We start from the raw sequence: 22520 nt of genomic DNA, 5'->3' as shown, positions 1-22520 counted from the left end.
TAAAAAGTTAAGGAGGAGATTAAATTAATGCAAACAAGACATTTTGATCACTGGCCAAAGCTTCCAAAAAAATTGATTGTTCCAGAAACTTCAGTTTACCAAAACTTGGAATTCTCAGCACTTCAATATCCTTCGCGAGAGGCTATCCATTATTATGGAAATGAAATAAGCTTTAAGCAATTATTAGACGAAGTGAAGAGTGTTTCTAGTTATCTTCAAACGGAATTACAGGTAAAAAAAGGAGATAAAGTCCTGCTCTTTATGCAGAATTCTCCACAGTTTGTCATTAGCTTCTATAGCATTATGAGAATCGGCGCAGTCGTCGTTCCGATTAACCCAATGCTTGTTACGAGTGAGTTAGCTTTTTATATTAATGATTGTCAAATTGAAACAGCAGTTATCGGTCAAGAATTACAACCTATTGTAAAACCACTTATTGAACAGACTTCTTTGAAACACCTACTTATTGCCTCCTATTCAGATTATATTGACCCACAAGATAACATAGATAGACCAGATGTAGTTGCAGAACCACGAAAAGAATGGACAGAAGAGCAAGATCATTTCCGGTGGGATGACGCTATAAAGATGAGAGAAATCGTTCCTTATTATACGAGCAAACAGGATGATTTAATCGTCCTTCCTTACACTTCAGGAACAACCGGTGTACCAAAAGGCTGTATGCATACGAATTATTCTGTTCAAGCCAATACCGTTGGTGGTGCTTTATGGGGGAGGATTTCAAGTAGCAATGTCATTTTATCTTCTTTGCCATTTTTCCATGTGACCGGAATGGTGCAAAGTATGCATGTACCCATTTATGCTGGAAGTACCATGGTCATTATGACTAGATGGAATAAAGATACGGCATTACAACTTATTGAGAGAAAGCAGTGTAGTAATTGGACAGCTATAAGTACGATGTTAATTGATTTTATTTCTAATCCTAAATTAACAGCTGATCGTATAGCTTCACTTATTGGCATTTCCGGTGGTGGCGCTACTTTGCCGGAAGCAGTTGGTCAGAAATTAGAGAAATTAACTGGATTAACTTTTTTAGAAGGGTATGGCTTGACCGAAACAATTGCACAAACCCATTCAAATCCAACAGATCATCCGAAAATGCAATGTTTAGGCATTCCCTTCTTCGATGTGGATGCTAGAATCATAGATCCTATTACAAATGAAGAATTGGGTATCGATGAGGTTGGTGAAATCATCATTCATGGTCACCAAGTAATGAAAGGTTACTATAATCGTCCGGAAGAAAATGAAAGCGCTTTTATTACTATAGAAGGAAAACAATTTTTTAGAACAGGTGATTTAGGAAAAGTAGATGAAGAGGGTTATTTCTTTATTGTTGATCGTGTTAAAAGAATGATTAATTCTTCAGGTTATAAGATTTGGCCGACAGAGGTGGAGTCGATTCTATATCGTCACTCTGCGATTCAACAGGCTTGTGTCGTGGGGATTCCTGATCCGAGACGAGGAGAAGCAGCAAAAGCCTTCGTAATATTAAATGAAGACAGTAAAGGAAAGACATCTGCTGAAGAGATTATTCAATGGGCTAAAGAGCATATGGCTGCCTATAAAGTTCCGAAAGTGGTTGAGTTTAGAGAGTCTTTCCCAATGACATCTAGCGGGAAAATATTATGGCGTAAACTGAAAGAAGAAGAAGAATCGAAATTGAATCAACAAAAAGTCTAATCTTCTACTGACGTGAAAAAGGGGGAAAATGATGGAACTTTTAATGCAACAATTGTTTAATGGATTAACAATTGGGAGTGTCTATGCCCTAGTAGCTTTAGGGCTCACTTTAGTATACGGCATTCTCCATATTCCAAATTTCGCTCACGGTGCTCTGTACATGGTAGGTGGATATATCACTTTAATTATGATGACTGAAGCAGGTTTACACTATATTCTCGCAATGGTTGTTTCCATTTGTGTAGTCGGACTATTAAGTGTCTTAATGGAGAGACTTGTGTTCTATCCTTTAAGACACTCTCCTCCTATTCAAGATAAAGTGGCTGCCATCGGTATTTTACTTTTTCTTGAAGCATTAGCACAGTTTATATGGGGAGCGGACTATCGCCAAATGTCAACACCTTTTGGGCAGGTGGTGGAAGTGTTTGGTCTCACACTGACATTGCAAAGAATACTCATTGTATTCGCAGCAATTGCCGTGATGATTTTGCTTTACTGGTTCTTAAAGAAAACATTTACGGGTAGGACAATCATTGCAATGGCCCAAAATAGAGAAGGGGCGCAATTAGTAGGTATCAACACACATAAAGTAGCGATCCTCACTTTTTTTATTGCTGGTGCTCTGGCGGCAATTGGTGCTTCACTTACGTCACCAATTAACCTCGTCTTTCCTGGAATGGGACATCTGGTAATCCTAAAAGCTTTTGTCATTATCATCATCGGGGGAATGGGCAGTATTCCAGGAGCCATATTAGGTGGATATATTCTAGGGTTCACGGAAAGTTTAGGTGCAACCTATCTTTCTGCAGATTATAAAGACATCATCGCTTTTGTATTATTAATTCTTATTCTATCGATTAAGCCTCAAGGAATTTTCTCTAAAGGAGGCGTATAGAATGAATGTTCTAACAAACAAGAAATTAATTATATCTTTGCTCATCGTTCTCGGAATCGTTTTCCCTTTCATTATCCCGAATCTTTATTATCTTCATATTATGACTTTGGCTTTTATTTGGACCATCGCAGTTTATGGCTTGAATTTACTTGCGGGTTATACAGGTTACTTATCTTTAGCTCATGGTGGTTTCTTTGCAATTGGGGCGTATGTTATCGGCATTCTTACCGTTAAACTTGAGATGGGTTTTTGGTTAAGCTTTTTGTTAGCACCATTGGTAACGATGTTCATTGGGTTAATCATCGGGCTGTTTGCCTTAAGAACGAAAGAACACTTCTTTGCTATATACACCCTTTGTGTAGGCTATATTATTTACCTAGTGATTGATAAGTGGGAAGGTCTAACTGGTGGGGTAAGAGGTCTAATTGGTATCCCTTTGCCAGAGGCAATCGGTCCAATCACTTTTCAATCGCCAACAGCTCAATATTATTTAGCGTTTTTCATTTTTCTTCTCGTTGTGGCTGTCATTTATCGTATCGTGCATTCCCTAACTGGGAGAACATTTATCGCTATTCGTAATAGTGAAGATTTAGCGTTATCACTTGGTATTTCAACTAAACGTAATAAACTTCTTGCCTTTGTACTTTCAACTTTTTTTGCTGGTTTGGCAGGAGCGATGTATGCAGGTTTTATCCGTTTCATCGGTCCAGAAATAGCTTATACAACGATCACATTTGATTTGCTTACTTATATGATTGTTGGTGGAATTGGTACATTTGCTGGTCCGATTGTAGGGACATTTCTTATCGTGATCATTTCGCAAAATCTACAATTCTTACAAGATTATCGGATGCTCATATTTGGTCCATTACTGACATTACTCATCATCTTTTCTCCTAGAGGAATTGTTGGGTTTATTCAAATGCAGTTGTATCAAAGAAAAAGGAAAAAACAGGAATCTCTTGCTTACAAAAACAGGGAGGAGGAGACAAATGCTGGAGGTTAAAGGCTTAACGAAGCGTTTTGGTGGAAATGTAGCAGTGAAGTCAGTGGATTATTCCGTACAACAAGGGAAGATCAACGCCATCATTGGCCCTAATGGTGCGGGGAAAAGTACATTCTTTAACTTGATTACAGGTGTGCACGAACCGACCGAAGGAACGATTATCTATAAAAATGAAGAGATTACTAGACAACCAGCGAATGTGATAGCAAAGCTAGGTGTGGCAAGGACATTTCAAAGTACACACTTATTTGAAATGTCGACGGTGAAAGACAATGTAATCGTCGGCCATCGCTTGCGAACGAAATCGAATCTGTTTGATAGTATCTTTCGGACGAGAAGACTAAAAGAAGAAGAACAACAATGTATCGCCAAAGCAGAGGAATCTTTAGATTTCGTTGGCTTATCACATGTAAGTGATCAACTAGTAACAAATATTTCTCAAGAAGAGAAGAAACGTGTTGCTTTCGCATTAGCACTTGCTACTGATCCTGAGATCGTTTTTCTCGATGAACCAACAGCTGGGGTCAATCCTGATGAAACAGATGAAATGGCAAAATTAATCCAAAAAATGGCGGATAAAGGCTTAACGATTTGTCTTATTGAGCATAAGATGCCGATGATTATGCGGTTGGCGCATCATATTATGGTGTTGAACTATGGAGAAAAGATTGCGGAAGGAACACCAGCAGAGATTCAAAAAAATGAAGAGGTCATCAAAGCCTATTTAGGAGGGACGGTGAGTGCTTAAAATAGATGGGGTTTCTGCTAAATATGGAAAATATTTAAGTATTAAAGATATTAATATTGATGTGGTGGAAGGCGAGATTGTTGTTTTATTAGGGGCGAATGGAGCAGGGAAAAGCACGACTTTCAAAACAATTAGTGGTCTATTAAAAGCAACTTCAGGCAAGATACTTTTTAACGATGTACCTATTCATCAAACGGCACCTGAAAAGATTGTACAAATGGGGATTGTCCAATGTGCCGAAGACCGTAAATTGTTTCCTTATATGAACGTAGAACAAAATCTAATGATGGGTGGTTATATTCATCGTAAGCGTAAAGCGCAATTGAAACAATCATTAAATGATGTGTTCGAGCTTTTTCCGATTCTTTACGAGAAAAGAAATGAAGCAGCAGGTTTACTAAGTGGTGGACAACAGCAAATGCTTGCAATCGGCAGAGCTTATATGGCTAAACCGAAGTTAATGTTACTTGATGAACCTTCCATTGGGCTAGCACCACTTATTGTTGAACAAATGTTTGAAAGCATTAAAAATATTAATCAAGAAGGAACAACCATTCTTTTAGCAGAACAAAATGCATTTGCAGCGTTAAGTATTGCGAAGAAAGGTTATGTGTTTGAAAATGGGCAGATTGCATTGCAAGGGACTGCGGATGAGCTTTTATCAAACCAAGAGGTAAGAAAGGCTTATATTGGTGCATAAGTAATAATCATTAAGGGGGAGAGTTTTATGAAAAAGCGGAAATGGTTAAGTGTTTTAGTCGTATTCACTATCTTTTTTCTTTCAGCTTGTGCACAATCAAGTGGTGGCAATGGTGAGAAAGTCGTCAATATTGGTTATAGTGGTCCATTGAGTGGTGCTGCTGCTTATTATGGTGAAAATACATTAAATGGTTTGAAGATGGCAGTAGAGGATATTAATAAAGAAGGTTTTGAAGTAAATGGTGATAAATACAAACTGAATGTTGTTGCCTTGGATGATAAATATTTACCTAATGAAACAGCATCAAATGGAAAGCGCTTAGTTCAAGAAAACCAAACACCAATTATATTCTCGCCACATAGCGGTGGCATCTCAGCGTTACAAGTATTTAACGAAGTGGATAATTTCATCGTATCAGCCTATTCGAGTGAACCAGATATTGTTGAGCGTGGGAATACATTAACTGTTAGAATACCGCCGAGCTATGAAGGATATATTGAGCCATTCTCCGATTATGCGATGGATAATTTCGGAAAAAAATTAGCAGCTATTCCACCTGTTACGCAATATGGAAAAGATTGGGCTGAAGCGATTATTCCATACTGGGAAAGTGCAGGAGGAGAAGTGGTTCATAAAGCTTCAGTTGATTACTCAAAAGATACCGACTTTTTTACTCTTTTAACGAATGCATTAAAAGAAGAGCCAGATGTCCTCTTCATTGGTGGACCTTCAGAACCTACTGCTAAAATCGTATCACAGGCAAGACAGCTTGGATATGACGGAGGTTTTATCGTGATGGACCAAGCGAAATTGGATGAAATGAAAAATGTGACAGGTTCATATGATGTATTAGAAGGAGCAATAGGTGTTGTTCCCCTTATATATACAGAATATTCTGGAACAAAGGCTTTTATTGATAAGTATCGTGAAAAGCATGACAAAGACCCAGGTTCTGAAGCAGGGTATCACTATTTAGCAATGTATGTATTTGTAGAGGCAATGAAAGCAGCGGGATCTGTTGATGATGCTAAGCTTATACGGGAACATATAGAAGATGGATTAACTAATTTACCAGATGATAAAAAAGTATATGATTTGAAACATATTGAAGAAAATGGGGCAATCGAAAACTTTATCAGAATGGGTGTAATTAAAGACGGTGAGTTTGAAGAAGTAGATGTAGAATAAAAAGTGGACGTCTGTGAGTGAAGAAAATTCACAGACGTCCTATCTTTTGTTTTACCTTAATTGATAAGGGTATAGAGAAGTAGAAAGTATAAAATGGAGGGATAAAATGGGTAATCGAAGTATTCTATTAGTCGAAAGACCAAACGGAATGCCAAGTGATAAAAATTTTGAATTAGTAGAGAGTGGAGAGGTTCCTCGTTTAAATGCAGGGGAGGTATTAATACAAACCATTTACCTTTCTGTTGATCCATATATGAGAGGCAGGATGAGTGGGCGAAAATCATATATTGAGCCATTTGCATTAAATGAAGTGTTATCTGGTGGAATTGTAGGTCAAGTAATTGAATCAAAGGATGGTCATTTTAAAGAGGGGGACTATGTGGAAGGGCGGCTTGGCTGGTCTGATTATAATGTAGCTAAAAGTCATCAAATACGTAAATTAGATCCTTCTATAGCTCCTATATCAACTGCATTAGGTATTGTGGGAATGCCAGGGTTAACAGCTTATTTTGGATTATTAGATATAGGTGAGCCTAAAGAGGGAGAGACGGTTGTGGTCTCTGGAGCAGCAGGTGCCGTTGGTTCAACGGTTGGGCAAATAGCAAAATTAAAAGGCTGTAAAGTGATTGGAATCGCTGGAACGGAAGAAAAATGCCAATATTTAAAAGATGAGCTACATTTTGATGAAGTCATCAATTATAAAACTGATAATATAAAGGATAAGGTTAAAGAATATACACCCGATGGCGTCGATATTTACTTTGATAATGTAGGTGGAGAAATTTCCGATGAAGTAATAAAAAGAATTAATTACAAAGCAAGGATTATTCTTTGTGGACAAATCTCCTCCTATAATGCGACAGAAGTAGAGCACGGCCCGAGAATACAAGGGTTATTGGTACAAAAAAGTGCATTAATGAAGGGATTCATTGTTGGTGATTATGCAGATAATCACGAAGAAGGATTGAAGCAACTTGGAGAATGGGTTAATTCAGGAAAGCTTCAATATCGGGAAAATATTGTGGAAGGTTTAGAAAATGCTCCTCATGCATTTATTGGCTTATTTAAGGGGGATAATTTAGGTAAACAACTGGTTAAAGTGAGTGAAGATTAACATGACCTAACTATAAGGACATGATATTGGAGAAGAATAAATAACGTGTCTATGGCATGATTTGTTCTTCTCCATATCATTGTGAATGGTTGCTGCTGCTACAATCTTTGTAATAGAACAATAAGGGACAATTAGATACATAGATTGGAGGAATGTTATGCAACTATTTGAGCCAAATCATAGCAACTACTCCTTTGAGATATTTTCTACTTCACACCTTGTAATGGTGGTCCTTTTTTTATTAGGATCCTTCTTCTTATATTTCAAGAGAAAAAGGTTAGCCGGACATAAAACGATGTTAAGAGTAATATTTTCATTCCTCTTACTCGTTTTAGAAGGAAGTTATCACTATTGGTTATGGATAGGTGGAAAGTGGGATGTATCATTTGCTTTGCCTCTTCACTTATGCTCGATTAGTGTGCTGCTTTGTTTGCTATTACTTATTTTACAAAAACGTTTGTTTTTTCAATTAACTTATTATATTGGTATTGCGGGAGCGACCATGGCTATCTTGACGCCAGAATTGTTTTTCGGATACCCTCATTTTCGTTATTTTCAATTTTTCTTTATCCATATGATCATCGTATGGACAGCTCTCCTTTATATATTTACCTTCAAGTACTCTCCATCAAGTAAAGGGGTTGTAAATGCGTTTATTTCACTTAATATATTTGCAATTATAGCGGCTGTTATTAACTATGTTACGGGTGGAAATTATATGTTTCTTTCCCGAAAACCAGCGACGGGTTCTGTGCTCGACTTTTTTGGACCCTATCCTTATTACATTTTTGTTCTTGAAGCTGTAGCAGTATTGTTATTTGTACTTATGTATCTCCCATTTAAGAATAGGAGGAAAGACCCTCTAGAGAAAAGAAAAACAATTAGTTGATTACATCGGCCCATTTTTCCATAGGTGTCACAAAATGGACAAATAAAATGCAACTATTTTCTTTTGTGTTACATTTTATTTTAGTGATAAAGAACTGTTTATTGTGGATGCTATTGGAAGTTTAGTATGTATTTTCTTTTAAACTGTCATTATATTACATATAAACCATGTTTTTCACGGTTTGTTTTTCATCGTATGACCACTATCATGAATGAGATAATGATAGATTAGGAGTGTACAAAGTGATGAAAAAACAACTCGTGTCAATAGCAGCGGCTACTACTCTTTTTGCGGCAACATATGCAGAAGTTGGAGCAGCGCAAACACATACAGTGCAATCAGGTGATACTTTATGGAAATTGTCTAATACATATAATCTTTCCATCAATCAATTAATGGAATGGAATCAGTTAAAGAGTTCTACAATTGTTGTTGGTCAAAAGCTGAAGGTTAATGGGACAGAACAAACAAGTACCTATACTGTCAAAAGTGGAGACTCACTTTGGAAAATTGCACAACAACATGGCATCTCTGTCATTGATTTAAAAAACATCAATGGGCTGAGTTCCGATAGGATATATCCAGGTCAGAAATTAAAGCTAAAGGTGAGTTCAGGGGGAGCACCTTCAACCCCTAATACAAACCAATCAACTTATACAGTGCAATCAGGTGATAGTCTCTGGTTAATTGCCTCAAAACATCAGTTATCAGTAGCGCAGTTAAAAAATATAAATAACTTAACAACGGATGTGATCCGTCCAGGTCAGGTTTTAAAAGTGAGTTCATCTAACTCCTCGGCTGGTGGAAATCAAACTAGTAATAACCAACAGTCACAGGTAAATCAATTAATAAAAGAAGCGAAAAAACATATCGGTGTTCCTTATACTTGGGGAGGGAATTCACCATCTTCAGGGTTTGACTGTAGTGGATTTCTAAAATATGTTTTTAATCAAATTGGTGTTTCCATTCCACGAACAGTGGAAACGATTTGGCAAGCGACTACATCTGTTTCATCTCCACAACCAGGTGATATTGTTTTCTTTGAAACGTATAAAAAAGGACCATCACATGCCGGTATTTATTTAGGCAACAATCAATTTATTCATGCTGGAACAAGCACAGGTGTAACAATTGCAGATATGTCTTCAAGTTATTGGAAACCGAAATATTTGGGTGCAAAGACGGCATTATAGTAACTAGATTTAAAAGAGCATTTGGGAGACAGTTCCTAGATGCTCTTTTTTAGGTTAAAAACACTGAATTACCCGATAAATATTCTAAATATTTAAAATTGACAAATTATAATATTTTAAATAAAATATTATATATAGATATATAGTATCGAATACCGATAAAATGAGAGGGTGAAAAGTATTGGTTAAATTAGAAGTGCCAACTGTTCAATTGACATCTGATCAGCAGTCATTTAGAAATGAAGTCCGTGCATTTTTAAGAGAAGAAATACAATCCGGGCATTTTACACCTGCATGTGATTCATGGCTAAGTGGAGAATCATCTACTTTTTCGAAAAAGCTAGGTGATAAAGGTTGGATTGGAATGACATGGCCGCAGGCATATGGTGGAAGTGAAAAGAGCGCCATTGAAAGGTATATTTTAACAGAGGAATTGCTTGTAGCAGGTGCACCCGTTGCTGCTCATTGGTTTGCTGATAGACAAACGGGGCCATTGCTTCTTAAATATGGGACGGAAAATCAAAAAAAGACTTTTTTACCGCAAATCACAAAAGGTGAATGCTTCTTTGCTATAGGTTTAAGTGAACCGAATGCTGGCTCTGATTTAGCTGCTATCAAAACCCGAGCAGTACGAACGGATGGTGGCTGGCTACTCACTGGTTCAAAGATATGGTCAAGTGGTGCTCATATCGCTCACTATATGGTCGTGCTATGTCGTACATCACCAGAAGATGAAGAAAATCGCCATGATGGTATGAGTCAGTTAATTGTTGATTTACATGTTAATGGTGTGACCATTCGCCCAATCACTTTTTTAACAGGTGAGCATCATTTTAATGAGGTATTTTTTGAAAACGTTTTCGTTCCAGATGAACAAGTGGTCGGTCAAGTCGGGAATGGTTGGAAACAAGGAATGGCAGAACTTGCTTATGAAAGAAGCGGACCAGAGAGAATACTCAGTACATACCCATTATTTTCAGGTGTAATTGATGAACTAAAAAGGATAAATGATCGAGAAGGATTAACAGAAATGCTCTCGCTCCTTCCAGAGCTATGGAGCATTAGAAATTTATCTATTGGTGTGGCAAAGTATCTTGACGAGGGGAAGGATGTTTCATTTATTGCGTCACTTGTTAAAGATAGAGGAACAACTTTTGAAACAAAAGTGGCAGAGACGGTGAGGCTAGTGTTGTCTAAACACCCTAATTTATTAAATAGTAAGCCTATCGGTGAGCTGTATACACAATCTATTTTGCATGGCCCAGGTTTCACTCTAAGAGGGGGAACAACGGAAATCTTACGAGGAATGATTGCCAAAGGGGTTGTATCAGAATGAGTGAAATAAAAGAGTATATTTATGATTCGGCCAGTAAATTTTTGAAGAAACAATCTACACAGGACTTACTTGAAAAGGGACAAAAGGGGTTATTTGATGATGAGTTATGGGCATCCCTAAATGACATGGGTCTAACAGGAGTAAATATACCGGAAGCATATGGGGGAGTTGGCGGAGATTATGTAGATGGTTTTACAGTTATTAGATTAGTTGGTCAATACCCAATTCCTCTACCTTTACCTGAAACTTTAATTAGTAAATGGATTCTGTCACAGTACGGGATAAAGATCCATCATGATCAACCGTTATCTTTCTATTTTAATGAACAAAACCCTTTGGAAGTTAGGAAACATAACGGCAACTATATTATAAGCGGAGAGGCTTTGAACGTACCTTGGGGAAGGGTAGCAAAAGAAATCGTTGCCCTCGCCAAATGTCAAAACGAGTGGATGATGGTCCTCGTACCAGTAAACGAGTCCAAGATACATGAAGAGGTGAATCTAGCCGGTGAACCACGTGATTCCTTGATTTTTCATGACATTCATATTGGAGGTTCAGCCATCAAAATAATAGAAGATTGTGAGAGTAAGAAAATAGTAGAGCAACTGTATGCATTGGCTAAAGCGGCGATGCTTGCTGGCATTAGTGAACGAGTAGTACAGGAGTGCCTGTCTTATGCAAGTGAGCGTAAACAGTTTGGTAGGAATTTATATCGCTTTCAAGCGGTGCAGCAACATATCTCACTTCTAGTAGGAGAAACCGCTGCTTGCTTAGCTGCTGTTAATAATGCAGTGGAAATGCTTCAGGGTAGTAATGATTCGTTGTTTATCATGTTGACGAAGATAAAGGTGAGTTCCGTTGCAGGGGATATTGCGATGACCGCCCATCAGCTCCATGGAGCCATTGGGATGACATATGAACATACGCTGCATCATTTAACAAAACGGTTATGGTCGTGGCGTGATGAAGCTGGAAATGAACGCTATTGGCAAGGGGAATTAAGCACATATATAGCACACAGTCCAGCCACTATTTGGTCACTATTAGTGGATAATCACGAAGTTAAATCCATTTTATAAGGAGGTAAAGAGAATGTCTGATTTACATTTTGAGGTAAGAGACGGAATTGCACAAATTATATTAAACCGCCCAGATGCAATGAATGCGTTTAGTGAGGAAATGCTAGATTTATGGATTGACGCACTACAGACTGTGCGAGATTCTAATGATATACGTGTAGTGATTGTTAAAGGAAATGGAAAAGGCTTTTGTGCTGGTGGGGATATGAAAGAAATGAGTGCAGGCAGGGGATTTTATCGCTCTGATGAAGATCGTGTAACCACTGGTCTTGCAAGAAAAAATTCTCTATGGAAAAAGGTACAACGAATTCCTTTATTATTGGAAGAGATTGATCAACCTGTTATTGCACAAATTAATGGAGCGGCATTTGGGGCAGGTCTTGATATGGCATTAATGTGTGATATCCGCATTGCCGCAGAAGGTGCGAAGCTATCTGAAAGTTATACAAAAGTCGGCTTAGTTCCTGGGGATGGTGCTGCTTATTTTCTTCCGAGAATAGTTGGTATAGACAAAGCTTTAGATATGCTTTGGACAGCGAAAGTATTGACGGCTAGTGAGGCGAAAGAAATGGGATTGGTCACATTTGTAATTGCTGATGATGAGCTGGAAGGTTTTACAGAGAACTATGCCAAAAAATTAGCAAATGGACCACAAACGGCCATTCGCTTCATTAAAAGAGCTGTCTATCAAAATCAAACAATGAGCCTAAGGTCATCATTAGATATGATTTCTTCGTTTATGGCAATCACAACCGAATTAGAAGATCATCGTGAAGGAGTAAAAGCGGTAACAGAGAAGAGAAAACCGAAATTTCAATGAATAGATGTGAAGGGGGAGGTAGTCGTGGATAGAGCCTTGGATGGAATTAGAGTATTGGATTTATCAAGAGTTTACGCTGCACCGGCTGGTTCAATGATATTAGCGGATTTAGGTGCCGATGTAATTAGAATAGAATCACCTATGGGTACTGATAGCATGCGAGATTGGGGACCATTTATGAATGGTCACAGCAGCTATTATTTTACAGCCAATCGGAATAAACGTTCTATTACTCTTAATTTAAAATCTCATGAAGGATTAACTATTTTTAAGCAGTTAGTAGCGAAAGCTGATATCGTCCTTGAAAACTTTAAAACAGGGACATTGAAAAAGCTTGGTATTGACTTTGATGAATTAAAAAAAATCAATAATAGGATTATACTTTGTTCTGTAACAGGCTTTGGACAAACAGGTCCAATGCGTACAGAACCAGGTTTTGATCCAGTTATTCAAGCGATGAGTGGATTAATGGATGTGACAGGTCACCCTGATGGTGAGCCAACAAAAGTGGGGATTCCTATTGCGGATATTCTTACCTCTAAATATGTCGCTATAGGTATCTTAGCCGCTTTAAGGATGCGAGATAATAATGGTGTGGGTCAGCATATCGACTTATCTTTACTAGATGTGCAAATCAGCTCAATGGCCAATATTGCGAGTGGCTACCTAAATACTGGTATGGAATCTAAAAGATTAGGCAACCAACATAATAATGTTGTTCCCTATCAAGTTTTTGATTGTAAAGACCAACCTCTAATGATTTGTGTAGGAAATAACCATTTGTTTAGTCAATTATGCACACTATTAGATAAACCAGAATGGGTAAATGATCATAGGTTTCAAACCAACGAAAAACGCTTAGAGTATAAAGATATCTTAGTCCCATGGATAGCTGAACAAATGTTAGAAAATACAGCAGACAATTGGTTGGAGAAGTTTTCCCAATACGGTATTCCTGCTGGAAAAGTTAATCGTATTACGCAAGCCTTCAATGATCCGCAAGTAATTGCAAGAGAAACGGTTGGAACAATGTCACATCCAGTGATGGGAGAGGTGAAATTAACGAAAAGTCCTTTACGGTTTTCTGGATTAAACATCAGATGGGTTCTGCCACCACCAATCCTCGGAGAGCATACAAATTTGTTCTTACAAGAAGAATTAGGTTTGGGTGAGGGGGAGATAGCAACATTAAAAAAACAAGGGGTTATATGAGAAAGATCTATATTTTAAAACATTTGTATGATTGAATAGCTCATTACCAATTTTCATTTGAATAAAATAACACCTTTTTACCGATGTGTTGGTTCCAAAAAGATACTTCATTAGATATTTTATTTTAAATGGAGGAGAAACTCCTGTTTTTTCTCATCATTCCTTACCAAATTACCTGGCAAATGTGAAGCAGGATATGTGCCGGAAGTAGTAAAAGCTAAGTAAAATATGTGTTGATATCCATCACTCCATGGTAAAATATAGATGAGGATGAATATGATGAGGAGGAAGAAATGAATGAGTTTCTTTTCTAAAGTTTTAGCTAGTGTGGGTATAGGTGGCTGTAAAGTGGATACAAAACTTGCAAAAGCATCTTTTGTGCAAGGCGAACAAATCGACGGTGTCATTGCAATCACCGGAGGGAAAATAGATCAACAGATTGAACATTTATATATAGAAGTATGCTGTAAATATGATGTCGAAAATGATGATAATGGGGTAAGCACACAAACAGCAGTTCTATGTCGTCAATTGATTACACAAAATATAACCGTTTTAGAAGGTGAAGAAAAAGAAGTGCCTTTTTCTTTTCAATTACCTTATGATACACCGATGACTTACGGAAAAACAAAGGTTTGGTTACAGACTTCAGGAGATATTAAGAACGCAATGGATCCTAACGACACAGACTTTATAAAGGTTGAGCCTAATCAATTATCTTCTTCCATTTTACATAGCATGGAGGATATTGGATTTAGGTTAAGAGAAGTAGTATGCGAGGAAGTACCTAGAAGATTAAGAGATAAATATCCGTTTGCTCAAGAGTGGGAATTTGTTCCTACTAGTGGAGAGTTTCGAGGCCTGTTGGATGAAATAGAATTAATCTTCATGAAGCAAAACGAAAGTAATGTGGAATTACTCATTGAAGTCGACCGTCGAGCAAGAGATTTTGGCTCCTTTCTTTCAGAACTTATGGAAACAGATGAGACGAAATTAAGAGTCTATTTGTCTGTAAATGATATCCCTCAAATGGAAGCGAAACTTACAGAGCTCATTCGTAAATATGCTTAAAATGTAACAATAACTAATGGTTGTATGCTGGAAGTAAGTAAAATAATAGCCTAATAGAAGCTTAACAAGTCAATGATTTTAGCTATTATGTTTGTTTATGTATGTGATTTTATGCGAACATATCAGAGGATAATCTTCATTGGATATGTTCGCATTTGTCGTTTCAAGCATATAAAGTCAATCTATAGATGTTCTGATAAATCAGAATTTTTGAATGAATCGATGGGTTTGTTATACTTGTATTATGTTTAATTAAGTAAAATAATTGCTATACATACAGGAGAGGTTTGGAAAGGGGTAGAAAAAATGAAAGCGGTTGTATTAAAAGACAAAATGAAAAAAGGAGATATGATTGCTCCATTATATTATGAAGAAGTAGAGACACCACAGCCCAAAAAAGGTGAAGTGCTTGTGAGATTACATTATGCTGCTGTTAATCGTCGGGATGTATTTATCCGATATGGTGCTTATCCTGGGATTGCGGTACCTTCTGTTTTAGGTTCTGATGGGGCAGGTGTCATTGCAGCATTAGGTGAGGGGGTTTCAGGTATCGCTGTAGGTAGTGAAGTTGTCATCAATCCAGGGCTTGATTGGGGAGATAACATTGACTATCCTCAAGCTAAACATACAGTACTTGGTGTTCCCTCAAACGGGACTTATGCACAGTATGTGACAGTACCTGCTGAGAATGTGCTACAAAAACCTTCCCATTTAACATTAGAAGAAGCAGCTGCCATTCCTTTAGGCGCACTTACAGCATACCGAGCCGTTGTCACAAAAGGAGAGGTCAAACCATCTGATACCGTTATTATTCCGGGTATTGGGGGAGGTGTTGCGACTTTTGCATTACAAATTGCTGTTGCAAAAGGAGCGACGGTCTTTGTTACCTCAAGCAGTGATGAGAAAATTGCTTATGCTAAGGAACTAGGGGCTACTGATGGAGTAAACTACCGCAATGAGGATTGGGTGAAGGAATTAAAAGCACTGTCAGGTGGTGCCGATTTAAGTATTGATAGTATTGGTGGATCTACCTTTAATGATCTCATCTACTTGGCTAAACCTGGTAGTAAAATCGTCTCCTTTGGTGCGACATTAGGACCGGTAGAGCAAGTTGTGATGCCAAGAATCTTTTTTAAGCAATTACATATTCTAGGGACAACAATGGGTAGTGCTTCTGAATTTAAATCAGTGATTGATTTCTACGAGGCTCATAAGTTAAAGCCAGTAATTGATGGAGTATATGATCTACAAGATATTGAAAATGTCCATGAGAAAATGGATAAAGGAAAGGTATTTGGGAAAATGGTTTTAAAAATACCGCATGACTAAGATGGAAAAATGGTATAAAACATTATTTATCGTTGCCAGGCCAGCTATGATATTATCATCCACTCGTCAAAGATATCAAATCCCAACTGACATGCAAAAATGAAAAACATATAAAATAAATAGCAAAAGGTTGATCTTATCATTACTATAAGTTCAACCTTTTTATGCTGCTTAATGATAATTATTCAGGTTTCCATGAGCTAAATCTTTTTTCAATTAAACCGATAATGCCGGTGAGAATGACACCAGAAACAGCGATTACAACGACACCAACAAACATTTCCGCAGTTTTTAAATTTTGGCCTGCATGTGTGAGATGATAACCAATACCAGCTGTAGATGCATACATTTCTCCAACGACAATTGCGATTAATCCCTGTCCTAGCCCTAAGCGAATACCGTTTAGAAGAAAAGGAACCGTGGAGGGGAGAGCAATCGTTTTAAATATTTGGAATTCAGATGCGGTAAAACTACGAGCTGCTTTAATTAAGTTTTGATCTAGAGTGGACATGGCCTTTTGTGCACTCATGACAATAGGAAAAAATGCCATTAAAAATACGACGACGATTTTAGATGCCGCACCAATCCCAAAAGCAATGATGATTATGGGTAATAATGCAACTTTTGGCGTAACGTATAGAGCGGATACAAATGGACTAATAATACTGTTGAAAATACGATTCCACCCGGCAAATATGCCAATCGGAATCCCTATCGCCATCGCCAGTATAAACCCAAGTGAAAATTCATATGCACTAACACCTAGATGCTGCCAATACCTAGGATCTGCAAAAAGTGTCGTGGCCGCTTCAACAATTTTAATAGGTGAGCTTATAAATAGGGGGTTAATAAGCTTATAATAAGAAATCAATTCCCAAGAAATTAAAAATAGAATAACGGAAGTTACACTAATCCAGACGGTGCTTTTTTTTGTTTTTATTTTTAGCGATTTATTTTTCACTGGAATGGTGGATGTCATTTCGGTTTTACTCACTCAATGTCTCCTCCTTAGGCGAATCCTTGTTTTGCTGACTCATTTTCTATTAACTGCCAAATACGGTCAACATATTGTAGAAAATGTGGTTCTCTTTTTATCTTCAATTCTCTTGGTCTTACTAAATCAATCGAAATATCTTCTACTAAATGGCCAGGTCTTGCACCAAACACAAAAACGCGATCAGCTAAAAAAACAGCTTCGTCGATTTGATGGGTGATAAAAATACTTGTTTTTTTCGTTTCACTCCATATTCTCACAAGTTCCTGTTGCATAAATTCTCTTGTTTGTGCATCAAGAGCGGAAAATGGCTCATCTAAAAGGAGTAAGGAGGGTTCTACTGTTAAGGCTCTTGCAAGGTTTACTCGTTGTTGCATACCACCAGATAGTTCATGCGGATAATGACTTTCAAATCCTTTGAGGCCAACCATTTCGATATATGTTTTCGCTAGCTCTCTTGTATCAGGACTCAGTCTCTTTTGTAATTCTACCCCATATAAGACGTTGTCCATTACATTTCTCCATGGAAGGAGACTCGGAGATTGAAAGACCATAGAGCGATCTTTCCCAGGTCCGACTATTTTCTTATTATCTAAAAGAATGGACCCATTGCTCGGTTCAATAAAACCGATCACCGTATTTAAGAAAGTTGTTTTTCCACAACCTGATGGACCGACAATACAAATAAATTCTCCTTCTTGAATGGAGAGGTTAATATTTTTTAAAGCAGTTACCTCTTGACCGGTTTTATGGTTCATATAAGTGACATCGAGGAATTGACTTTGCAGTTTAGGTAATGATTGTGTATCTTTCATCGTACCCTTCCTTTCCTATTATTTTGGGAAAGCCTCTTTTAAGTAACGATTTGTCCAAAGTTTTTCTTCAGCCGTATCATGAGTTTGGCTTACACCAGAAATTTCACTTAATTCAACTAAAGGGTCTTGTGCGTGATCCCATGCAGCTTGAGTCATTTCACCATACCCGACATAGGTTGGTTTTAATGAAGTGAGCGATTTTTCTAATATTGCTTGATCAACTCCTTCAAAATACCCTGTAATTAATCCAGCAGCTTCACCTGGATTGTCCCGAGTAAATTCAATCGCTTTTCCTAATGCTCTTACAACTTTTGTAGTAAGTTCAGGGTTGTCTTCGATATAGTCTCTTTTCGCAAAAACAATCTCCCAAGCTAGTTCCGCGTACATTTCTTCTTCACTTAGTTCGAGTGCAAGTGAACCACCATCTTCTGCTTCAACCAGTGCAGAGAATGGAGGTGACGCAATTCCACCATCAATAATACCTTCTTGCATTCCACCGACTTTTGATCCTGTCCCTTCCATTTTTACTGTTTCAAGGGTCGATTGATCTTGTCCATACTTTTCCATTAAATAACGTAAATAAACATCGCCGGAATCTCCCACTTGATTAGAGCCAATTTTTGCACCAGCTAATGCTTTTACTTTCTCCTCAACAGTGGATTCCTTTGTTATGCCTTTTTCTTTCATAAAGGTTTCAGACAGCGCTACTTCATATGTGAGAGCAGAATTTAATCCTTGGATGGCTACAAGGTCTTCTCCTGCTTCAATGGCAGATAACATGGCACGTGGTGCAGCTAATGCAAATTGTGTATCTCCTGAAAGAATAGTCGCTGTTACTTGGGAACCACCACCACCTGAAGCAATATTTGCCTCGATCCCTTCGTCTTCAAAATATCCTTTTTCAATTGCTACATAGAGAGGGGCGAAGGAAAGAATTCGTGCTGGCTCTGCAAAAGTAAGTGCGGTCTTCCCATCCTCTGAAGTAGAAGAAGCATTCCCGCAAGCTGTCAGAAGGAGCAATGTTGACAGTAATAAAGTGAATAAAGTGCTTTTCATGTTAAATCCTCCTTTGTTTTATATATAATACATAGTTTTAAATATACAAAAAAGATTTGATTAATGTCAATATTATTTGAATATTTTATTTATTTTGATGAGTTCAATATACCTTTTACCGATTCTAGAGTATAAAGATAGTCAAAGGAGAATTTCGTCTTTTAATCTAATTAAAGAACGCTATGTATGAATGGATTATTCTCCAACATTTGATGATTCAACCGTTTATTATCAGTTATAATGGTAAATAAGGGAGGTGGGTTGATGAAGCCTAAACCGATTTATGTGGAGGTTGATATCAATCGTGAGCTAGATGACGTTTGGACATACACACAAGAACCTACTAAGCATGTGGAATGGGATATCAGGTTCTCAAACATTCACTATGAAGAAATATTGGATGATGATGTACAAACTTTTACATATAAGCGGAATATCCCACCATTTTTAGAAATAATAGGGTGGGGGAAAACAAGAGGTAGCGTAGATAGGGATGGAAAAAAGACTTCATCGCTTCATTTCGGTACCGATTATTCGCTTTCGCCAATAAGGGAAGGTAGAGGATACTGGAAATATGAAACTAAAGGAGAAAATAAGACATTATTTATTACCCAATATGACTATGATGTCCCATTAGGTAGGTTAGGTATGTTGCTAGATAACTATTTTTTCCGACCTTTATTAGGATGGTCAACGGCGCTTAGTTTCGATGTATTGCGAAGATGGTTAGAAAAAGGGGAAAGTCCTCAGACGCAATATCGAAATTTTATCATTCACTGGATAGTTACTTTTCTATTTGCTTTTATATGGATCTATCACGGTTTAGTTCCTAAATTGATTACACAACATCCTTTAGAGGTGCAAATGATTACTGATGTATTGCCAGTCTCATATGCGCATGCGAAAATATTGACCATAATAGCTGGTGTAGGTGAGATTGCCTTTGGCTTAAGTTTTTTATTCATTCAGCGAAAAGGTAAGCTGTTTATAATAGCCCTCTTGCTTTTATTTGCTTTAGGCATAGCGGCAATTGTCGGAATTCCATCTTTAATGACTGCCCCCTTTAATCCTTTTACGTTTAACACTAGTTTAATTATACTTGCCCTGATTGGGTGGTTAAGTTCGGCTCATCTACCGTCTGCTAAAAATTGTAGGAGAGTGAAAAAGCGCAAATGACTATGTATGAGCAAGTATTAGGTGAACATTTTGAAAAATTACATAAGAGAATGCAGCAAAGATACCGTTTCAATGAGGCAACTTTTATAGGAAAAGGGAAAATGGACATGATTGATAATAAATGGTGGCTACGCCCTTTTTTATATTTAGCGACAAAAAGACGCTTAATGTTCCCTGAACATGGTAAAAATATTCCGTTTGAAGTGAAAAATACGTTGAATGTAGAAAAAAACGAAGTGTATTGGGAGCGGAAGTTTTTCATTGGTGGGAAAGTACGTTTTTTTGATGCAAACATGAGGTGGAATGAACAGACGAGAGAAGTGGATGATTTTTTAGGATATCCGTCCCCTTTATACTCATCACTATGTTTTCAAGTACAACCTTGTGGTGGTCTAAAGATTGTGTCGGGTCGGCAAAAGTTGCTTATTGGTAAACACGAGGTAGAGATTCCCTCTTTCTTTCAAGTAAAAGCAGAGGTGTATGAACAATTTGATGAGAAGATTGGCCGGTTTCGAATTAAAGTAAAAGTAATGAATCGGTTTTTAGGTACATTGTTCACATATGAAGGGACTTTTATTGATGAATAGACAGAAAAAAACATTACTTATCCTATACATCATTTTATTTATTATCACACTTCTCGTATCAATCGATAGTGGCTATTTTTTACTTTTGACCGTAGCACAAATGATTTATGTTCCGACAATGATCTTGCTTATTGTTGAGAAAGGGGATTGGATAGACAGATACGGATGGCTATTCATTACAATTGGTGTCCTTTCGATTTTTATACTAACGGTTTTCACTTCAGGTGTGACCAATTGGTTTTTCTCTTCAATTTATCTGTTCTATACGGTTTTCATATGTTTTTATGGGGTATGGCGCTTTCTAAATCGAGGTTTCACTCTCTTTGAAGAATTTTTGATTGATGTTGGCTTGATTTATTTTGCAATTGGAGGATTATGGACATTTGCTCATTATAATGGAATTGATACTGGTTTTTCTCCAATGATTACTTGGTTAACGAGTATCCATTTTCATTATGCTTCTTTTTTATTACCGGTTTTTGCTGGCTTTTTAGGACGCGTACTAAAAGGGAAGCGAAGGGGTTTTTATTACTGTAGCACAGCCGTCCTTATTGCACCGCTTCTTCTTGCAATTGGCATTGCTGTTTCTTATTGGTTAGAAGTAGTATCCGTCGTTCTTTATATATATGGAATCTATGGACTGATTTATTATGCATTAAGAGCACGAATTCATAGATTGTTTTACAAATCCTTAGCTGTCATTTCATTTGCTTCCTTAGGTGTAACCATTTTATTTTCTGTTGCCTATATCATAAGTCGATTTGGTGGAAATGAAGGGATTACTATTCCTTTCATGCTTCAATTTCATGGTATAACGAATAGTGTCTTTTTTGCTTTATGTGGTTGCTTAGCTTGGTTTTTTATCCGACCCCAAAGTCGTTTTGTTAAGCATAATATCCCATTTAGTCATGTGAGAGGTGGCATGATGGTTGGTGAAGAAGTTTTAACTAAAGTGAAAGACAATAGAAAAGTAGAGGGACTTGTTGAAGAACTACAAAGTTATTCATCCCGTTCGATTCCAAAACCATACCGAGATTTTTATGAACATACGGGCGAGTTTCGCTTGTATGCAACTGTACATTGGGCTAAATGGTTTAAACCATTTGCTTTCTGTTATTACCAAGTGAGCCGCTTCGTTAAACAAATCCATTTACCCCTCCATAGCAATAAAATAGAAATGAACGGTGAGTTGGTATCGGTCTCATCTAAAGTCGATGGGCGAACAAATCCCCGAGCGTGGGTGAGAAAAATAAACAATGACGTTTGCTTTATTGCTTTATATGCAGCACATGAACATTTAGGGAAAAAATATATGAATATAAGTCTACCCCTTCCTTTCTCTGCTATGACCGGTATTCTTTCACTGAAGATGGATAAAGAGAACTTAGTATTAACTAGTTTTCAAGAAAATGAGCAGTCGCATGAAGGGATATATTTTCAATGGAGAAATCACTTCTTCCGTTTGCCATTAAATGAAAAATTTACGATGTTTGTTTCAAAAGATGACAAGTTAATGGCGAATCATCATATGTGGATATTCGGAATCTCTTTTCTATTTATCTCCTATGAGATTGAAAATAGGCAGGAAAAAAATACTTAGAGTAG

General features: G+C 37.4%; 21 protein-coding genes. 18 read left to right on the top strand and 3 right to left on the bottom strand.

The annotated features are described in order from the left end of the window. The first annotated feature begins 27 nt into the window (after positions 1-27). From MKX29_RS21760 to MKX29_RS21690, 15 genes are all read left to right on the top strand, one after another. Positions 28-1707: a long-chain-fatty-acid--CoA ligase gene (locus tag MKX29_RS21760; protein ID WP_224936310.1), complete on the top strand. Its 1680-nt coding sequence runs from the start codon at positions 28-30 to the stop codon at positions 1705-1707. Positions 1708-1738: 31 nt separating this feature from the next. Then, entirely contained in the window at positions 1739-2602 is an 864-nt protein-coding gene (locus tag MKX29_RS21755; protein ID WP_095373424.1) for a branched-chain amino acid ABC transporter permease, read from the top strand. Position 2603: 1 nt separating this feature from the next. Beyond that, positions 2604-3608 (top strand): branched-chain amino acid ABC transporter permease, encoded by a 1005-nt coding sequence (locus tag MKX29_RS21750; RefSeq protein ID WP_341107741.1) that lies wholly within the window; start codon positions 2604-2606, stop codon positions 3606-3608. Next, entirely contained in the window at positions 3595-4356 is a 762-nt protein-coding gene (locus tag MKX29_RS21745) for an ABC transporter ATP-binding protein (protein ID WP_251161515.1), read from the top strand. The genes MKX29_RS21750 and MKX29_RS21745 overlap by 14 nt, the downstream gene beginning before the upstream one ends. Next, a complete protein-coding gene (locus tag MKX29_RS21740) occupies positions 4349-5056 on the top strand; it encodes an ABC transporter ATP-binding protein (RefSeq protein ID WP_224936313.1) in 708 nt (235 codons plus the stop codon). The genes MKX29_RS21745 and MKX29_RS21740 overlap by 8 nt, the downstream gene beginning before the upstream one ends. A gap of 27 nt (positions 5057-5083) precedes the next feature. Continuing rightward, positions 5084-6244: an ABC transporter substrate-binding protein gene (locus MKX29_RS21735; RefSeq protein ID WP_224936314.1), complete on the top strand. Its 1161-nt coding sequence runs from the start codon at positions 5084-5086 to the stop codon at positions 6242-6244. A gap of 106 nt (positions 6245-6350) precedes the next feature. Continuing rightward, positions 6351-7358, top strand: coding sequence for an NADP-dependent oxidoreductase (locus tag MKX29_RS21730; protein WP_341107736.1), 1008 nt, complete (start codon positions 6351-6353; stop codon positions 7356-7358). A gap of 157 nt (positions 7359-7515) precedes the next feature. Then, positions 7516-8247, top strand: coding sequence for a YwaF family protein (locus MKX29_RS21725; protein WP_224936316.1), 732 nt, complete (start codon positions 7516-7518; stop codon positions 8245-8247). Positions 8248-8492: 245 nt separating this feature from the next. Beyond that, entirely contained in the window at positions 8493-9440 is a 948-nt protein-coding gene (locus tag MKX29_RS21720) for a C40 family peptidase (RefSeq protein ID WP_224936643.1), read from the top strand. Positions 9441-9621: 181 nt separating this feature from the next. After that, on the top strand, positions 9622-10776 hold the full coding sequence (locus MKX29_RS21715) for an acyl-CoA dehydrogenase family protein (RefSeq protein ID WP_281202435.1): 1155 nt from the start codon (positions 9622-9624) through the stop codon (positions 10774-10776). Next, positions 10773-11855 (top strand): acyl-CoA dehydrogenase family protein, encoded by a 1083-nt coding sequence (locus tag MKX29_RS21710; protein ID WP_281202436.1) that lies wholly within the window; start codon positions 10773-10775, stop codon positions 11853-11855. The genes MKX29_RS21715 and MKX29_RS21710 overlap by 4 nt, the downstream gene beginning before the upstream one ends. A gap of 13 nt (positions 11856-11868) precedes the next feature. Beyond that, positions 11869-12675, top strand: coding sequence for an enoyl-CoA hydratase/isomerase family protein (locus MKX29_RS21705; RefSeq protein ID WP_224936319.1), 807 nt, complete (start codon positions 11869-11871; stop codon positions 12673-12675). 24 nt (positions 12676-12699) lie between these two features. After that, complete coding sequence (locus MKX29_RS21700; RefSeq protein ID WP_341107730.1) at positions 12700-13887, top strand: CaiB/BaiF CoA transferase family protein; 1188 nt, start codon at positions 12700-12702, stop codon at positions 13885-13887. Positions 13888-14184: 297 nt separating this feature from the next. After that, on the top strand, positions 14185-14958 hold the full coding sequence (locus MKX29_RS21695) for a sporulation protein (RefSeq protein ID WP_341107727.1): 774 nt from the start codon (positions 14185-14187) through the stop codon (positions 14956-14958). 306 nt (positions 14959-15264) lie between these two features. Next, on the top strand, positions 15265-16287 hold the full coding sequence (locus tag MKX29_RS21690; protein ID WP_224936326.1) for a zinc-binding dehydrogenase: 1023 nt from the start codon (positions 15265-15267) through the stop codon (positions 16285-16287). A 181-nt stretch (positions 16288-16468) separates the two neighbouring features. Here the strand turns inward: MKX29_RS21690 and MKX29_RS21685 are convergent, their stop codons facing one another. Genes MKX29_RS21685 through MKX29_RS21675 form a run of 3 tightly spaced genes read right to left on the bottom strand, consistent with a single transcriptional unit; the run spans position 16469 to position 19152 of the window. After that, entirely contained in the window at positions 16469-17281 is an 813-nt protein-coding gene (locus MKX29_RS21685; RefSeq protein ID WP_224936327.1) for an ABC transporter permease, read from the bottom strand. Positions 17282-17295: 14 nt separating this feature from the next. Further along, complete coding sequence (locus MKX29_RS21680) at positions 17296-18096, bottom strand: ABC transporter ATP-binding protein (protein WP_224936328.1); 801 nt, start codon at positions 18094-18096, stop codon at positions 17296-17298. Between the two features lie 18 nt (positions 18097-18114). After that, positions 18115-19152 (bottom strand): ABC transporter substrate-binding protein, encoded by a 1038-nt coding sequence (locus MKX29_RS21675; RefSeq protein ID WP_281202438.1) that lies wholly within the window; start codon positions 19150-19152, stop codon positions 18115-18117. Between the two features lie 264 nt (positions 19153-19416). On the opposite strand from MKX29_RS21675, the gene MKX29_RS21670 reads away from it, so the two are divergent. The 3 genes from MKX29_RS21670 to MKX29_RS21660 are packed head-to-tail and all read left to right on the top strand — an operon-like array spanning position 19417 to position 22515. Next, positions 19417-20328 carry a DoxX-like family protein gene (locus MKX29_RS21670; RefSeq protein ID WP_251161525.1) on the top strand — a complete coding sequence of 304 codons (912 nt, stop codon included), beginning with the start codon at positions 19417-19419 and terminating at the stop codon, positions 20326-20328. After that, positions 20325-20915: a DUF4166 domain-containing protein gene (locus MKX29_RS21665; RefSeq protein WP_341107723.1), complete on the top strand. Its 591-nt coding sequence runs from the start codon at positions 20325-20327 to the stop codon at positions 20913-20915. Before MKX29_RS21670 ends, MKX29_RS21665 begins: the two co-directional genes overlap by 4 nt. Next, a complete protein-coding gene (locus MKX29_RS21660; protein ID WP_341107721.1) occupies positions 20908-22515 on the top strand; it encodes a YndJ family protein in 1608 nt (535 codons plus the stop codon). Before MKX29_RS21665 ends, MKX29_RS21660 begins: the two co-directional genes overlap by 8 nt. Positions 22516-22520: the final 5 nt, after the last annotated feature.

This window comes from Cytobacillus sp. FSL R7-0696 (assembly GCF_038006865.1).
GTDB classification, from domain to species: Bacteria; Bacillota; Bacilli; order Bacillales; family Cytobacillaceae; genus Cytobacillus; species Cytobacillus kochii.
This window is presented reverse-complemented; position numbering and strand designations above follow the sequence as displayed.